This is a genomic window from Actinomadura kijaniata NBRC 14229 (genome assembly GCF_001552175.1).
In the GTDB taxonomy this organism is placed as follows: Bacteria; Actinomycetota; Actinomycetes; order Streptosporangiales; family Streptosporangiaceae; genus Spirillospora; species Spirillospora kijaniata.
Genome location: NZ_BCQR01000034.1, coordinates 40,808 through 56,809, shown reverse-complemented (window position 1 = coordinate 56,809; position 16,002 = coordinate 40,808). Strand labels below are relative to the sequence as shown.

The 16,002-nt window shown below is 72.4% G+C and carries 17 protein-coding genes; all 17 read right to left on the bottom strand.

What is annotated here, in order from left to right:
* Nucleotides 1–233: 233 nt before the first annotated feature.
* Nucleotides 234–758: an adenine phosphoribosyltransferase gene (locus tag AKI01S_RS12665; protein ID WP_067815520.1), complete on the bottom strand. Its 525-nt coding sequence runs from the start codon at nucleotides 756–758 to the stop codon at nucleotides 234–236.
* Between the two features lie 113 nt (nucleotides 759–871).
* Nucleotides 872–2,041: a protein translocase subunit SecF gene (gene secF, locus AKI01S_RS12660; RefSeq protein ID WP_067815518.1), complete on the bottom strand. Its 1,170-nt coding sequence runs from the start codon at nucleotides 2,039–2,041 to the stop codon at nucleotides 872–874.
* Between the two features lie 2 nt (nucleotides 2,042–2,043).
* Nucleotides 2,044–3,852, bottom strand: a complete 1,809-nt coding sequence (gene secD / locus AKI01S_RS12655) for a protein translocase subunit SecD (RefSeq protein ID WP_369688718.1) — start codon at nucleotides 3,850–3,852, stop codon at nucleotides 2,044–2,046.
* Between the two features lie 42 nt (nucleotides 3,853–3,894).
* Entirely contained in the window at nucleotides 3,895–4,350 is a 456-nt protein-coding gene (gene yajC / locus AKI01S_RS12650) for a preprotein translocase subunit YajC (protein WP_067815512.1), read from the bottom strand.
* Nucleotides 4,351–4,523: 173 nt separating this feature from the next.
* Entirely contained in the window at nucleotides 4,524–5,570 is a 1,047-nt protein-coding gene (ruvB, locus tag AKI01S_RS12645; RefSeq protein WP_218009654.1) for a Holliday junction branch migration DNA helicase RuvB, read from the bottom strand.
* 23 nt (nucleotides 5,571–5,593) lie between these two features.
* Nucleotides 5,594–6,196, bottom strand: a complete 603-nt coding sequence (gene ruvA, locus AKI01S_RS12640) for a Holliday junction branch migration protein RuvA (protein ID WP_067815506.1) — start codon at nucleotides 6,194–6,196, stop codon at nucleotides 5,594–5,596.
* Complete coding sequence (gene ruvC / locus AKI01S_RS12635; protein WP_067815503.1) at nucleotides 6,193–6,798, bottom strand: crossover junction endodeoxyribonuclease RuvC; 606 nt, start codon at nucleotides 6,796–6,798, stop codon at nucleotides 6,193–6,195. The genes ruvA and ruvC overlap by 4 nt, the downstream gene beginning before the upstream one ends.
* Before the next feature lie 98 nt (nucleotides 6,799–6,896).
* A complete protein-coding gene (locus AKI01S_RS12630) occupies nucleotides 6,897–8,054 on the bottom strand; it encodes a GNAT family N-acetyltransferase (RefSeq protein WP_067815500.1) in 1,158 nt (385 codons plus the stop codon).
* Between the two features lie 121 nt (nucleotides 8,055–8,175).
* A complete protein-coding gene (locus tag AKI01S_RS12625; RefSeq protein ID WP_067815497.1) occupies nucleotides 8,176–8,928 on the bottom strand; it encodes a YebC/PmpR family DNA-binding transcriptional regulator in 753 nt (250 codons plus the stop codon).
* Nucleotides 8,929–8,931: 3 nt separating this feature from the next.
* Complete coding sequence (pdxT, locus tag AKI01S_RS12620; protein WP_067815494.1) at nucleotides 8,932–9,552, bottom strand: pyridoxal 5'-phosphate synthase glutaminase subunit PdxT; 621 nt, start codon at nucleotides 9,550–9,552, stop codon at nucleotides 8,932–8,934.
* A 102-nt stretch (nucleotides 9,553–9,654) separates the two neighbouring features.
* Nucleotides 9,655–10,269, bottom strand: coding sequence for a DUF6928 family protein (locus AKI01S_RS12615; RefSeq protein ID WP_067815492.1), 615 nt, complete (start codon nucleotides 10,267–10,269; stop codon nucleotides 9,655–9,657).
* A gap of 172 nt (nucleotides 10,270–10,441) precedes the next feature.
* The gene (pdxS, locus tag AKI01S_RS12610) at nucleotides 10,442–11,365 is read right to left on the bottom strand and encodes a pyridoxal 5'-phosphate synthase lyase subunit PdxS (protein ID WP_067815489.1); all 924 of its coding nucleotides are present in this window, start codon (nucleotides 11,363–11,365) and stop codon (nucleotides 10,442–10,444) included.
* Between the two features lie 130 nt (nucleotides 11,366–11,495).
* Complete coding sequence (locus AKI01S_RS12605; protein ID WP_067815486.1) at nucleotides 11,496–12,527, bottom strand: DUF3048 domain-containing protein; 1,032 nt, start codon at nucleotides 12,525–12,527, stop codon at nucleotides 11,496–11,498.
* A gap of 92 nt (nucleotides 12,528–12,619) precedes the next feature.
* Entirely contained in the window at nucleotides 12,620–13,156 is a 537-nt protein-coding gene (locus tag AKI01S_RS12600) for a hypothetical protein (protein ID WP_083999445.1), read from the bottom strand.
* A 10-nt stretch (nucleotides 13,157–13,166) separates the two neighbouring features.
* A complete protein-coding gene (locus tag AKI01S_RS12595; protein WP_067815483.1) occupies nucleotides 13,167–14,330 on the bottom strand; it encodes a glycosyltransferase family 4 protein in 1,164 nt (387 codons plus the stop codon).
* Complete coding sequence (locus tag AKI01S_RS12590; protein WP_174567378.1) at nucleotides 14,327–15,259, bottom strand: phosphatidylinositol mannoside acyltransferase; 933 nt, start codon at nucleotides 15,257–15,259, stop codon at nucleotides 14,327–14,329. Before AKI01S_RS12590 ends, AKI01S_RS12595 begins: the two co-directional genes overlap by 4 nt.
* Nucleotides 15,256–15,891, bottom strand: a complete 636-nt coding sequence (gene pgsA / locus AKI01S_RS12585; RefSeq protein ID WP_067815480.1) for a phosphatidylinositol phosphate synthase — start codon at nucleotides 15,889–15,891, stop codon at nucleotides 15,256–15,258. The genes AKI01S_RS12590 and pgsA overlap by 4 nt, the downstream gene beginning before the upstream one ends.
* Nucleotides 15,892–16,002 lie beyond the last annotated feature (111 nt).

Genomic DNA, 16,002 nt, shown 5'->3' with positions numbered 1-16,002 from the left:
GCTGGTCTGGTGGCTGCTGGTCTGGCGCCGGGGCCGGTCCGGCGGGCGCGGGGGAACGCTCCGGCGCCCTTTCCGCCGGAGGCGCGGCCCCGTTCACCGCGTCGGTCGATACCACCTCACCGGGCACCCAGCCTCCCCAGACCGTGTTGGGCGCGCGGCCCTGTCCCCCCGGCGGGTAGCGCCCGTCCCCACCGGACCCTGCTGGCGCCAGTCTATCCGGCGCCTTTTTCGTACTAGACCGTAACCAGTGAATGGACGTCCAAATCACCCAGACGGTCCCGGCCGTGGAGGAACGAGAGCTCGATCAGCACCGACAGCCCCACGACCTCGCCGCCGCCGCGCCGGACCAGCTCGGCGGCCGCCTTCGCGGTACCGCCGGTGGCCAGCACGTCATCGACGATCAGCACCCGGTCACCGGGCGAGAACGCGTCGACATGCATCTGGATCGTCTCGGTCCCGTACTCGAGATCATAGGTCTCCTCGTACGTCCGCGCGGGCAGCTTTCCCTTTTTCCGCACCGGGACGAAGCCCGCGCCGAAGTGGTAGGCGACCGGGGCGGCCAGGATGAACCCGCGCGCCTCGATCCCGACGATCTTGTCGACGGTGCCCCGGCCGTGGTGGTTGACGATGGCGTCCACCACCCCGGCGAACGCGACGTGGTCGGCCAGCAGCGGCGTGATGTCCTTGAACATCACGCCGGGCTTGGGGTAGTCGGCGATGTCGCGGATGCGGTCGTTGATGAGGCGGTCGAGGTCCATCGAGCGTGCTCCCCCAGGGGGTCGGTGGTGGTCGGTGTTCGGGAACCGCGACGGCCGCGCCCACCGGGGTGGGCGCGGCCGTCGGTGATCCTTCCTGCGCAGAGCCTACGGCGTCACTTGCCGCGGCGCTGCGTCCGGGTGCCGCGTTTGGGCTGCTGGCGCGGCCCGGTCTGGACGACCTTGCGGACGGTGACGCCCGACGCGGCGTCGTCCCGCTCGTCCGCGGCCGGACCGGCCGGGGTGGTCGCCGGCTCGGCGACCGGCGCGTCGGGCTCGGTCCCCTCCCCGGCGCCGGTCGCCTTGGCCAGCCTGCCCTGCCGCTTGCCGCTGGCCTCGCGGCGGGCGATGTTCTGGCGGAGCTGGACGTACTTGGGCTCGCGCTCCTTGAGCTGGACCAGCAGCGGCGTCGCCACGCAGATCGACGAGTAGGTACCGACGATCATGCCGACGAACAGCGACAGCGACAGGTCCTTCAGCGTGCCCGCGCCGAACAGCGTGGTGCCGATGAACAGGATCGCCGCGACCGGCAGGATCGCCACCAGCGAGGTGTTCAGCGAACGCACCAGCGTGGACGACAGCGCCTGGTTGGCGGCCTCGCTGTAGGTGATCTTGGAGGTCGGGGTGAGCGGTTTGGTGACCTCCTTGATCATGTCGAAGACCACGACCGCGTCGTACAGCGAGTAGCCCAGGATCGTCAGGAAGCCCAGCAGGGTCGCCGGGGTGACCTCGAACCCGGACCAGGCGTAGATGCCCGCCGTGATCACCAGGTCGTGGACCAGCGCGACGATCGCGGCCAGCGCCATCCGCCACTCGAAGGCGACCGACAGGTAGGCGATGATCAAGATCATGAAGACGATCAGCGCCTGCCAGGCCTTGTTGGAGATCTCACCGCCCCACGAGGCCCCGACGACCTGCGTGCTGACCTTGTCGGCCGGAACGTTCAGTTCCTTGGCGATGTTCTCCTTGACCTCGGTGACCTTCTGCGAGGGAAGGCTCTCGGTGGTCACCCGCCAGTCGCCGCCGGCCTGCTGCACGATCGCCTGGTGCGCGCCGCCGCCGGTGACGGCGCCGCGGACCTGCTCGATCGACTGGCCGGAGTTGCCGAAGGTGAAGACCGAGCCGCCCTTGAACTCCACCCCGAGGTTCAGGCCCTGGAAGAGCAGTCCCGCGATGGAGAACACCAGCAGCAGGCCGGAGATCGAGTACCACAGCTTGGGCTTGCCGACGATGTCGGCGCTGACCTCGCCCCGGTAGACGCGGGCGAGTACCGCGCGAAACGCCATGATCAGGCCTCCTGACCGGTCGGGCGGACGGACGCCGCCGGGGTCGCCTTGTGCAGCCGGCGCGGGTCGAGGCCGGACATCGGATGGCCCCTGCCGAAGAACTTGGTCCGCGACAGCAGCGCCACCAGCGGCTTGGTGAAGAAGAACACCACCACGATGTCGATCAGGGTGGTCAGGCCCATCGCGAACGCGAAGCCCGCCACACCGCCGACGGCCAGGAAGAACAGCACCAGCGCGGCCAGGAACGTCACGGCGTCGGCGACCAGGATGGTGCGCCGGGCCCGCTTCCAGGCCGTCTCCACCGAGGGCCGCAGCTTGCGTCCGGCGCGCAGCTCGTCACGCAGCCGTTCGAAGTAGACGATGAACGAGTCGGCGGTGATGCCGATCGACACGATCAGACCGATGATGTGCGGCAGCGACAGCCGGAAGCCCATGTTCTCGCCGAGGATCACCACCGACAGGTAGGTGATGCCCGCCGCGATCACGAGGCTGGCCACCGCGACCACGCCGAGGCCCCGGTAGTAGAACAGGCAGTACAGCACGACCAGCACCAGGCCGATCGCACCGGCGATCAGGCCGCCGCGCAGCTGGTCCGAGCCCAGCGTGGAGGACACCTCGTCGATGGAGGACTGGGTGAACTCCAGCGGCAGCGCGCCGTACTTCAGCACGTTGGCCAGGTCGGTGGCGTAGGTCTGGGTGAAGCTCTCGGGCGGGCCGTCGATGCTGGCGGTGCCGCCGGTGATCGCGCCCCGCTCGATGGTGGGCGCCGAGACGACCTTGCCGTCCAGCACGATCGCGACCTGCGAGCGCGGGGTGCCCTGGCCCTGCTCCTGGAACGCCTTGTAGGCGTCGGTGGTGACCTCGCCGAACTCGCGGGCGCCCTGGGACTTGAAGCGCAGCTGCACCGACCAGCTCGCCTGGCCCTGGGTGGCGTCCGGCGGCATCGCGTTGGCCTCGGCGACCTGCTCGCCCAGCACCCGGACCGGGCCGAGGATGTACTTGGCGACCTGCCCGCGCTCCTCCTTCTGGTCGCAGGCGGCGACCCACTTGCGGTTGGGGTCGTTGGCGCCGGGCACCGTCTTGTCGGACCGGTAGCAGTTCAGCTCCTCGAACTGCTTGATCACGGCCTTGTCGTCGATGCCGGTGTAGTCCTGGCCGGGGTTGGCGATCGGCGGGACCTGGAGGTTCGGCGTGCCGGACGGCGACGGCGAGGACTTGGGCGTGCCGGACGGCTTGGGCGTGCCCGTGCCGGACGGCGACGCGCTCGACGACGGGGACGGCGCGGCGGCGGTCAGCGCCTCCGACAGCGCCCGCCCGCGCGGCGTCGAGGAGGCCGACGGCGTCGCGCTCGGCGAGGGCGACGCCTTCTTGTCGTTCTTCTTCTTGCCGTCGGTCGGGGTCGGCGTCGGCGCCGCCGTGATCGGCTTGCCGTCGGCGGCCGCGTACACCTGCCGGAACTGGAGCTTCGCCGTGGTTCCGATGAGCTGGACGACGCGGTCCTGCCCCTCGCCGGGCACGTTCACGACGATGTTGCTGCTGCCCTGCTTGGCGACCTCGGCGTCGGACACGCCCAGACCGTTGACGCGCTGCGTCATGATCTTGACGGCCTGGTCCATCTGGGTCGCGGGCGGGGCGCCGCCGCTCCCGGTCTTGGCGGTGAGGGTGACGGTCGTGCCGCCGGCGAGGTCCAGGCCGAGCTTCGGGGTCAACTGCCCCTGCATGACCATCACACCGGTCAGGACCGCCAGGACCGCGAAGAGGGCGAGGAGGGTGCGCCCGGGCCTGGGGACATTGCTACGAGGCGGAGCCACTGGTCGTCATACTTCCCGTCTGAGTTCGGTGCCGGCGCGACGTCAGGCCGACGGCTTCTCCGTCGCCTTGCTCTCCGCCTTCTCGGCCTTCTCGGCCTTCTCGGCGTCGTCGGCACCCGTGTCGTCCTTGGACAGGTCGATCGACCCGCCCGCGGGCTTGCCCTCGTCACCGTCGAGGGTGTCGGCGTCGTCGGCCGCGGCGTCCTCCCGGACGACCTGCATGACGGCCTGCCTGACGAAACGGGCGTGCACGCCCGGGGCGATCTCCAGCACCACGCCGTCGTCGTCGACCTCGACCACGGTGGCGTGCATGCCGGCGGTGGTGACCACCTTGGCGCCCGGCGCGACGGAGTTCTGCATCCGCAGCTGCTCCTTGCGCCGCTTGTTCTGCGGGCGGATGAGCAGGAAGTAGAACACGACGGGCACCGCGAGGAGCAGCAGCAGGTTGAAGGCGCCGCTGCCGGAGTTCTGTGCCGCGAGAATCATTTCGTTGCCCATGATCGGGCGTCCTTCCGATGTGGTTTGCCCCAGCCCGTCGCCGGTACCGGCCGTTCACGGGCCCGTCGGCTGGGAGACGGTGACCAAGTCCCGGAGTTTAGAGAGTACGCCAGGGCCCGGCAACGACGGGACGAGCGGCGACGCCGGGAAGTTCCCAACCCGTTACCGGAAGATCACTGTTGCGGGTCCGCCCCCTCGTCGAGGTCGAACAGCGTGCCCGCCAGCGGCGCCGTCGGGGGCGGCGTGAGGCCCAGGTGGGCCCAGGCGGCGGGGGTCGCGATCCGGCCGCGCGGGGTGCGGGCCAGCAGCCCCTGCCGGACCAGGAACGGTTCGGCCACCACCTCCACGGTCTCGGGTTCCTCCCCCACCGACACCGCCAGCGTGGACAGGCCGACCGGGCCGCCGCCGAACTTGCGCAGCAGCGCTCCCAGCACCGCCCGGTCCAGGCGGTCCAGGCCGCGCTCGTCCACCTCGTACAGGCGCAGGGCGGCCTTGGCGAGCTCCTCGGTGACCACGCCGTCGGCGCGGACCTCGGCGTAGTCGCGGACCCGGCGCAGCAGCCGGTTGGCGATCCGGGGCGTGCCCCGGGACCGGCCCGCCACCTCGGCGGCCCCCTCGTCGGTGATCTCCACGTCGAGCAGCCGCGCGGACCGCCGGACGATCACCTCCAGCTCGGCCGGGGCGTAGAAGTCCATGTGCGCCACGAACCCGAACCGGTCGCGCAGCGGGCCCGGCAGCATCCCGGCGCGGGTGGTCGCGCCGACCAGGGTGAACGGGGCGATGTCGAGGGGGATCGCGGTCGCGCCGGGGCCCTTGCCGACCACGACGTCGACGCGGAAGTCCTCCATCGCCATGTAGAGCATCTCCTCGGCGGGGCGGGCCATCCGGTGGATCTCGTCCAGGAACAGCACCTCCCCCTCCTGGAGGGTGGACAGGATCGCCGCCAGGTCCCCGGCGCGCTCGATGGCCGGGCCGGAGGAGATCCGCAGCGGCTGCCCCAGCTCCGCCGCGATGATCATCGCGAGGGTGGTCTTGCCGAGGCCAGGGCCGCCCGACAGCAGCACGTGGTCGGGGGTGCGGCCGCGCCGCAGCGCGCTGTGCAGCACCAGCGACAGCTGCTCGCGCACGCGGTCCTGGCCGACGAAGTCGTCGAGCTTCTTGGGCCGCAGCGCGGCCTCGATGACCTGTTCCTCGGCGCTCTCGGCGCCGCCGGACACCAGCCGGTCGGTGTAGTCGTCGTCGTTCACTTGCTCAGCTTCTTCAGCGCGGCCTTCAGCAGGACCGGAACGGGCGGGGTGTCGCCGTCGCCCAGGTCGGCGGCGACCGCGTCCACGGCGGCGTCGGCGTCCCGGGCGGACCAGCCCAGGTTGATCAGACCGGCCTGGACCTGCTCGCGCCACGCCGCGCCCGCGGCGGCGGGCCGCGCCCTCGGCGCGGCACCGCTGGGCGCGCCGAGCCGGTCCCTCAGCTCCAGCACGATCCGCTGGGCGCCCTTCTTGCCGATGCCGGGCACCTTGGTCAGGGCGGTGACGTCCTCGGAGGCCACCGCGTGCCGCAGCGCGTCGGGGCTGTGCACCGCCAGCATCGCCAGCGCCAGCCGGGGGCCGACGCCGCTGGCGGTCTGCAGCAGCTCGAACACCTGCCGCTCGTCGTCGTCGGCGAACCCGAACAGCGTCATCGAGTCCTCGCGCACCACCAGCGAGGTCGGGACCTTCGCCTCCTCGCCGACCCGCAGCCCGGCGAGCGTGGCCGGGGCGCACTGCACCGCGTACCCGACACCGCCGACGTCGATCACGGCGCCGTCCGGTCCGGCCGCGGCCACCCGGCCGCTGACGAAGGCGATCACTGTCCGTATCCTCCCTTGCCCCGGGCGGCCCGCCGGGCCGCCGCCAGCTTCCCCGCGTTGATCTCGGCCTGCGTCATCCCCGCGCCGCCGCGCGCCGCCGCCTGCCGGGCCTGCGTCAGCCGCGACTGCGCACCGCCCCGCCACACATGGCAGATCGCCAGCGCGAGCGCGTCGGCGGCGTCGGCGGGCTTCGGCGGCGTCTCCAGCCCCAGCAGCCGGGTCACCATCGCGGTGACCTGCGCCTTGTCGGCCCGGCCGTTGCCGGTGACGGCGGCCTTGGCCTCGCTGGGGGTGTGCATCCCCACCGGCAGGCCCCGCCGCGCCGCCGCGACCAGCGCGATCCCGGCCGCCTGCGCGGTGCCCATCACGGTACTGACGTTGTGCTGGGCGAACACCCGCTCCACCGCGATCGCGTCCGGCCGCCACTCGTCGATCAGGGCGTTGATCCCCTGGTCGATGCCCAGCAGCCGGAGCGCGATGTCGTCGTCGGGGCTGGTGCGCACCACGCTGACGTGGAGCATCCGCAGCGGCCTGCCGGGCACGCCCTCCACGACGCCGACGCCGCACCGGGTGAGCCCCGGGTCCACGCCCATGACCCGCACGACCCACTCCTTCGATCATCTGTTCGGCTGCCGTTCCACGCTACCGAACCCCGGCGACATCCTCCCGCACGGCGTGCCGTGTCCGGAACAGTCCGGCGTCAGAAGTGGTCCAGCGAGAACGGGACCGCCGCGAACACCGCCCCCAGGGCCGCCAGGTCGGCGGCGCCGCCGCCCTCCAGCAGCCCGGAGCGCCGCAACGTCGCCACCGGAACGCCCGCGTACAGGGCCGACAGTCCGCGCACCCCCACCCGCACCGGGTCGGCCACGCCGCCGGAGGGCTCCAGCACGCCCCGCCCCTCCTTCACCGACAGCAGCCAGTCCCCGGAGTTGGCGGGCAGGTGCGGGTCGTCGATCCGCAGCGGGACGCTCGCGTCCACCGCCGCCGGGAACCCGCGCGCCCCGATCGCGGCGGGGGCGTCCACCACCCGCAGCATCCAGCGGGTGCGCTCCACCCTCTCGGCGGTCCGCTCCCCCAGCAGCCACAGCACCGGGTCGTCCGGCGCGACATGGGCCCGCACGGTGTCCGCCGTCGAGGACGTCGAGCCGACGATCGCCCACAGCGCCCGCAGCGTCGCCTCCGACGCCGCCACGACCCGCTCGACCTCCAGCTCGCTCGGCCCCGACCACTGGTAGGCCAGGTACCCGTCCGCGGCCAGGTAGAAGAAGCGGTCGTCCTCGGCGAGAAAGGCGCGCCACACCTCCTCCCGCCAGCCGACCGGACCGCAGTCCCCGGCCGTCCCGTGCACCCGCGCGATCACCGCGGCGACCTCCGCCGCGTCCCCGGCCCCGGCGCGGCGCACCGCGACCCGCTCCCCGCCGACCCCGCGCAACGCCTCGGTCCGCAGCTCGGCCACGTGCAGCGCGCCCGCGTGCTCCCAGCCCAGCGAACGGTAGAGCGGCGTCGTGGCCGGATACAGCATCGACAGCGGATGCCCGTACTCGGCGCAGCGCCGCAGCACCTCGGTCATCATCCGGCGGCCGAGCCCCCGGCCGCGCTCCTCCGGCGCGACCGCGACGCCGCCGACCCCGCCCATCGACACCGGCCGCCCGTGCCACCACTGCGTCATGTCGTGCAGCCGGGCCGTCGCGACCAGCCGGTCCCCGTCGAACCCCCCGTACTGCCGCCCCGCCTCGACCACGGGCCGCGCCACCCGCATCGTCTCCGCCCAGTCCGCGTCCGAGAACCGCCCGAACGCCTGGGAGCGGATCGAGCGGGTGACGTCCATCTCGTCGAAGGTCAGCGAACGAATCTCCATACGCCGACCGTAACGGCCTCCCCACGCGCAAGCACGCGGGCCAGGACACGGGCCGGAACACGGGCCGAAACACGACGCCGCCGCGTCCCGGGGGATGCGGCGGCGTTCGACCGTGCGTTCGTCAGGCGTCGACCTCGGCCATGACCTCGTCCGTGACGTCGAAGTTGGCGTAGACCTCCTGGACGTCGTCGGAGTCCTCCAGCGCGTCCAGCAGCTTGAACACCTTCTTGGCGTTGTCGGCGTCCAGGGGCACGCTCATCGTCGGCAGGAACTTGCTCTCCGCCGAGTCGTAGTCGATGCCCGCGTCCTGCAGCGCCTTGCGGACCGCCAGCAGGTCGCTCGCCTCGGAGACCACCTCGAAGGAGTCGCCGATGTCGTTGACCTCCTCGGCGCCCGCCTCCAGGACCGCCATCATGACGTCGTCCTCGGTGGTGCCCGCCTTGGGGACGATCACGACGCCCTTGCGGTTGAACATGTACGACACCGAGCCGGGGTCGGCCAGCGAGCCGCCGTTGCGGGTCAGCGCGACGCGGACCTCGGAGGCCGCGCGGTTGCGGTTGTCGGTGAGGCACTCGATGAGCACCGCGACGCCGCCGGGCGCGTAGCCCTCGTACATGATCGTCTGCCAGTCGGCGCCGCCCGCCTCCTCACCGGCGCCGCGCTTGCGCGCGCGCTCGATGTTGTCGTTGGGCACCGAGCTCTTCTTCGCCTTGTAGATGGCGTCGTAGAGGGTCGGGTTGGCGTCGGGGTCACCGCCGCCGGTGCGGGCCGCGACCTCGATGTTCTTGATCAGCTTGGCGAAGAGCTTGCCCCGCTTGGCGTCCAGGGCCGCCTTCTTGTGCTTGGTCGTCGCCCATTTGGAATGGCCGGACATCCGTCAATCCTCCTGATCCATCGCCCGGCGCACCAGATCGGCGAAGTAGTGGTGCACGCGGAAGTCGCCCGTCAGTTCCGGGTGGAAGGAGGTCGCCATGAGGCGGCCCTGACGGACGGCGACGATCCTACCGACGTTCGGGCCGGTCTCGGCACGACCGAGGACCTCGACGCCCTCGCCGACGTTCTCCACCCAGGGGGCGCGGATGAAAACGGCGTGGTACGGCGTGTCCCCCATGCCGGTCAGCGGCACCTCGGCCTCGAAGGAGTCCACCTGGCGGCCGAAGGCGTTGCGGCGCACGGTCATGTCGATGCCGCCGATGGTCTGCTGCCCCTCGACGCCGCCGGTGATCCGGTCCGCCAGCATGATCATTCCGGCGCAGGTGCCGTAGGCGGGCATGCCCGCCTCCACGCGCTTGCGCAGCGGCTCCATCAGCTCGAACGCGGTGGCGAGCTTCCACATCGTGGTGGACTCCCCGCCGGGGATGACCAGCGCGTCGACGGCCTCCAGCTCCGCGGGGCGGCGCACCGCGGCGGTGCGGACGCCGGCGCCCGCCAGGGCCCGCAGATGCTCGCGCACGTCGCCCTGCAGGGCGAGCACGCCGATGGTCGGCTCAGCAGTCACCAATGATCCTTCCGGGATGCGCTCGGGGGGTCGGTCGCCACCACCCTAGACGCTCCTTACAACGCGCCCGAACCGGGCCGTTCTTCCCCGGACAGGGGCGGATCAGCCCAGCTTGAAGCGCCTGACGGGCAGCTCCAACGGCAGGAAGCCGTCGGCGCCGCGCTCGCCGATGCCGCGGCCGAACATGTGGGTCTCGGCCAGCGCCAGGCCGAACGCCTCGGGGGCGAACGGCAGCGGGACGTCGGGCTCGCCCTCGTCGATGGCCTTCCAGAACGGGTACTCGGCGGGCAGCCGCGCCCCCTGGTCGACCACGACGCCGTCCTCGGCGGTGACGAACACGTCGCGGCGCAGCTCGCCGCCGGTGTACCAGCGGAACCAGCAGCCCGGCACGACGTTGTTGATCACCAGCACGCCGCAGCGCGCGTCGGGCAGGGCGGCGGCGACGGTGTCGGCGATGCGGCGGGCGTCGTCGTCGGGGCGGAACAGCCGCCGGTCGCACACCAGCAGCGCCCGGTCGAACGCGCCGACGAACAGCTCGTCCTCGTAGGGCCACAGCGCGAAGTCGAGGACGGTCTCGCCGGTCTCGGTGAGCCCAGCCGACGGGTGCAGGCGGCGCGCCAGACCGGCGGCGGCCGCGGGGTCGGGCGCCAGTCCCGGCCGGAAGACCTCGGCGGGATCCCCCGCGCTCGCGCACGCCAGTGCGACCGACCACCCCATGCTCGTTTCCCCTCCCGCGGCCGTACGCGCCCCGGGGGTCTAGCACCCCCCTTCGGCCGCGCGGCCAGCGTAAACCCTGCGGCCCGGCGGTGTGGAGGGGGCGCGAAAATAAACCGCCCGGTCGCTTGACCGGGCGGTCTCACACCGTGTCAGGCGGCCCCTCGGGAAGAGGTCACCAGCCGCGGTGGGCGAACTTCTGGTCCTCGCCGAGGGAGGCGACGTTGATGCCGACCATGGCCTCGCCGAGGCCGCGGGAGACCTTGGCGATGACGTCGGGGTCGTCGTGGAAGGTGGTGGCCTTCACGATGGCCTCGGCGCGCTGGGCCGGGTTGCCGGACTTGAAGATGCCCGAGCCGACGAACACGCCCTCGGCGCCGAGCTGCATCATCATCGCGGCGTCGGCCGGGGTGGCGATGCCGCCGGCGGTGAACAGCACCACCGGGAGCTTGCCCTTCTCGGCGACCTCCTTGACCAGCTCGTAGGGGGCCTGGAGCTCCTTGGCCGCCACGTACAGCTCGTCCTCGGGCAGGCCCTGCAGGCGCTTGATCTCCTGGCGGATCTTGCGCATGTGGGTGGTGGCGTTGGAGACGTCCCCGGTGCCGGCCTCGCCCTTGGAGCGGATCATCGCCGCGCCCTCGGTGATGCGGCGCAGGGCCTCGCCCAGGTTCACGGCGCCGCAGACGAAGGGGACGGTGAACTTCCACTTGTCGATGTGGTTGGTGTAGTCGGCGGGGGTGAGCACCTCCGACTCGTCGATGTAGTCGACGCCGAGCGACTGGAGCACCTGGGCCTCGACGAAGTGGCCGATGCGGGCCTTGGCCATGACCGGGATCGACACCGCGTTGATGATGCCGTCGATCATGTCGGGGTCGCTCATCCGGGAGATGCCGCCCTCGACGCGGATGTCGGCGGGGACGCGCTCCAGGGCCATGACGGCGACGGCGCCGGCGTCTTCGGCGATCTTGGCCTGGTCGGGGGTGACGACGTCCATGATCACGCCGCCCTTGAGCTGCTCCGCCATGCCGCGCTTGACGCGGGCGGTCCCCGTCGCGGGCACGGTGTTCTCGGTGGCGGCACTGGGAGTGGACACGGGCATTCCTCACGTGGCGGACGATAAGTCGGTCCCATGATATTGCCTGCTAGCGCCCGTTACGGACCCGGCAGAGTGTCAGCGGGAGCCGCGCTCGCCTTACGGAGTGACCGACCGAAGATCGTGCGGGGGGCGGTCAGGGGATGTGGGGCTTGCCGTCGTTGACGAGGACGACCCAGACCTGGCCGGACGCGAAGGTCATCGGCTTTCCGTCGGCGGTGGTGAACGTGGTGCCCTTGTCCTCGGCGGGCCGGGACCAGCGGGCGTCGTAGGCCCTGCCGTCGCGCAGCACGACGGCGCGGCCGGTGCCGGTGGTGTGGATCAGCGGCGTGTAGGAGCCGAGGAAGTCATGGAACCTCGACCGCGTGGTCCTGGCGTACTGGACGACGACGGTCCGGCCGCCGAGCCGGCCGCCCTCGGCGGCCGTGTGCGGGCTTCCGCCCCACGACGACAGCCAGCGCTTCTCCTTGGCCGACCAGGTGAACGCCATCGTCGCGGCGGGCCACCTGGCGGTGAAGCTCCTGGTCGGCCTGCCTCCCTCGGGCGCGGGGCCGAAGCGGAAGCCGATGTCGCGGGGGCCCTGGGCCTTGGGCGCCTGCTTCAGCAGGACCTTGGGGTCGGCGTAGAGGTTGTAGGGGATCTGCTTGGGTCCCCGGCGGTAGTAGGCGCGGCCTGCGTTCTCCTGCGAGATGTCGTACACCGGGGCCCGGCGGATGTACTTCTTCATCTTGCCCTGCACGCCGGAGAACGCGAACGCCGGGCGGCCGAACTGCGGCAGGATGTGCAGGTCGGAGATGCGGGCGCTGCGGACCGGGCCGACCTGCCCCGGCAGCCTGGAGGAGTAGACGGCCATCAGGCGGGTCTCGCCGCCCTCGACCTGCTCGACGTAGACGATGTCGGCGGCCGACACCCCGTGCTGCGGCATGGCGGGCCGGGTGTTCTCGATCTTGACGGCGAGCACCGGGTTGCGCAGCCCGGTGCGGCCCCCGGTGAACGGGTGGACGGCCGGCGTGGGGCTCGGCGACCCGGTGGCGGCGGCGTTGCCCGGCGGCGGGACCACCTTCGTCCCCTCCCCGCCGGAGCAGGCGGTCAGGCTTCCGCCGAGGACGGCGGCCCCCAGGACGAGGGCCGTCCGGCCCCGGGTCGAGCACTCCCAGACCAGGCGCACGGCGTCCTTCCCTCCGGTTGGCGACGTGCCCGAGGGTAGCCAAGCCCTTGTCACCCTTTGTCCAGATTCGCGGTAAAGGTAGCGGTGGTCGCTCACCACTTGGGCGGGTCGTCGTCGATCTCGAAGAAGTCCGGCAGCGGGGCCTTGCCCGCCAGCGGCAGCACCCGGATCAGCAGCTTGGAGCGGGCGGTCCGGGCGGCGGCGACGGCGTCGTTGTAGAAGTTGCGGGCGTAGACGACCTTGGCCGCCGCGGCGGCCAGCTCGTCCAGCACCGCCTTGCCGTCGCCGCGGTCCTCCAGCGTCGCGGCGAACTCGGGCTGGTCCACCACCGCCCGCAGCGCCCGCGACAGGTCGCTCTCGGCGAACTCGCGGCCGTCGGCGTCGGCGGTGCGGGCCTCGTGGGCGGCGGTGGCCAGCACCAGGCTCGTGGCCGGGTCCAGCAGCCGGGAGGCGGCCAGCTCCAGCGCCACGGCGGCGCGGCGCACCAGCGCGGCGTCCAGCGCGGCGCGGGCGGTCTCGACGCGCACGTGCAGCCGGTCCAGCCGGGTCGCGCGCCACGACACGTACACGCCGACCAGGAACAGCAGCGCGATCCAGAACAGGGCGTCGATGATCCAACCGGGGAACACGGGTCCTCCCTCACCCGCCCCGGCCGGAGGCCGTCACGGTCAGTCCGTCCAGCGCGACGGTCTCGTAGACGCGCAGCACGTCGCGGGCCACCGCCGACCAGTCGTAGACGCGCACGGCGGCGCGGGCCTCGGCCGACAGCTGCTTGCGGCGGGCCGGATCGTCCAGCAGCTCCCCGGCGGCGGCGGCCAGGGCCTCGTGGTCGCCGACCGGGAACAGCGCCCCGGCGCGGCCGCCGCGCAGCACCCGGTCGAACGCCTCGATGTCGCTGGCCAGGATCGGCGCGCCCGCGCTCATCGCCTCGGCCAGCACGATCCCGAAGCTCTCGCCGCCGAGGTTGGGGGCCACGAACACGTCCACCGAGTGGTAGGCGCGGACCTTGTCCTCCTCACTGACCATGCCGAGGACCACCACGCGGTCGCGCAGCTCCGGGGAGACCTTGGCGACCACGTCGTCGGCGTCGCCGGGCCCGGCCAGCAGCAGCCGCAGGCCGGGACGCTCGCGGCCGAGGATCTCGAAGGCGCGCAGCAGCACCGGCAGGCCCTTGCGGGGCTCGTCCATGCGGCCGAGGAAGCCCAGCGTGCCGCCGCCCTCGACGGTCTGGTCCACGCCGTTGCGGCCGGGCCAGCCCGGCAGCGGGTCGGCCATGGCGTACTTCTCGGTGGCGACGCCGTTGGGGATCAGGACGGCGTCGCCGCCCAGATGCTCCACCAGCGTCTTGCGGGCCGCCTCCGACACCGCGATCCGCCCGGTGATCTTCTCCAGGGCGCTCTGCAGGATCGGCGCGGTCACCGACACCATGCGCGACTTCTCGTAGGAGGCGTGGAAGGTGCCCACGATCGGCCCGTCGGCGGTCCAGCAGGCCAGCAGGCCCAGCGACGGCGCGGCGGGCTCGTGGACGTGCAGGACGTCGAAGTCGCCCTCGTTGATCCAGCGCCGGACGCGGGAGGCCGACAGGAACCCGAACGCCAGCCGCGCCACCGACCCGTTGTAGGGCACCGGGACGGCGCGGCCCGCCGGGACCACGTAGTCGGGCAGCGGGGCGTCGTCGTCGGCCGGGGTGATCACCGACACGTGGTGGCCGAACCCCAGCAGGGCCTCGGCCAGGTCGCGGATGTGCTGCTGGACGCCGCCGGGGACGTCCCAGGTGTAGGGGCAGACGATGCCGACCCTCACCGGCCGGCCTCCGCGCCGTCCCCGTTCCGCGGGGACAGGTCGGCCACCCACACCTTCTGCAGCATGTGCCAGTCCTCGGGGTGCGCGGCGATGCCCTCCTCGAAGACGCGCGCGAGCTCCTGGGTCATGACCTGGATCTTCTCCTGTCTGACGCCCTCGTCAGGCACCGGAATCTCCTCGTGGACACGTGCCGCCCAGTACTCGCCTTCGTACCACAGGGTGACCGGGTACAGGGCGGCGCCGGTCTGGATCGCCAGCGCCGCCGACACCGCGGGCATCCGGGCGGTCTCCCCGAAGAACTCGACGTCGACGCCGCTGTCGGTGAGGTCGCGGTCCACGACCAGGCACACCGGGCGGCCCGACCGCAGCCGCCGGGCGAGCTGCCCGAACGCCGCGGCCCCCTTGTGCGGCAGCACCTCCATCCCCAGGCTCTCACGGAACGCGACAAACCGGTCAAAAAGCGACTCGGGCTTGAGGCGTTCGGCCACGGTGGTGAACGGGTGGCCGCTATGGACCAGCCACGCCCCTGCCTGCTCGTAGTTGCCCATGTGGGGCAGGGCGACGACCGCGCCGCGCCCGGAGTCGAGGGTGGCGAACAGCTTCTCGTGCCCGGTGATGCGCATCCTCCCGAGGATGCGGTCGCGGTCGTACTCGGGCAGCCGGAAGACCTCCAGCCAGTAGCGGAAGTAGGAGCGCAGCACCTTCCTGCTCAGCAGGCGGATCTCGTCGTCCACCTCCTTCCTGCCGGTGACGCGCAGCAGGTTGCGCTCCAGCTGCCGCACGCCCCGGCCGCGCTGCCGCCAGGTGCGGTCGGCCAGGCCGGTGAACGCCAGGCGGGCGGCGCGCTCGGGCATCTTGCGGACGACCGTCCAGCCCAGGGCGTAGGCGGCGTCGGTCACCTCGTCGCGCAGTCCACCGGTATGGATCATGGTTGCCTCTCCGGCTCGGGGGCGGCGCCGCCCGCCTCGGCGAGGGCCTGCTTGCGCACGACGGCGAACCGCTGGCCGACGGTGTAGGTGCTGAGGACCGCCAGCAGCCACAGCGCGGCGGTGAGGACGTAGGGGACGCCCAGGCCGTCGAGTCCGGCGGCGACCAGCGCGATGACCAGGCGTTCGGAACGCTCGGCGATACCGACGTCGCAGGTGAAGCCCAGTCCCTCGGCGCGGGCCTTGGCGTAGGACACCACCACGCCCGCCACCAGGCAGTACAGCGCGACCCCGGCCAGGGTCTCCTGGCCGTCGGCGTACAGCCCGATCGCCAGCCCGGAGAAGATCGCGGCGTCGGCGACCCGGTCCATTGTGGAGTCCAGGAACGCGCCCCACTTGGAGCCCTTGCCGGTGACCCGCGCCACCGCGCCGTCGAGCATGTCGAACAGCACGAACACCGTGATCACCATGGTGCCCCAGAAGAACGAGCCGCGCGGGAAGAAGCCCAGCGCGCCCGCGACCACACCGGCGGTGCCGATGACGGTGATGGCGTTGGGCGAGATCCCGGTCCGCGCGACCGCCTGGCCGATCGGGGTCAGGACTCGTCCCAGCGCGGGCCGCAGTTTGTTGAGCATCGCCGTCCGTTCTCGTCGTGTGGGGAGCCGGTCGGGCCCGCGGGCCGTACGGCGCGCCCATCGTAGTGGGAGCGCCCGCCGGGCCGGGCCCGGACCGGGCGGGCCCGGCCG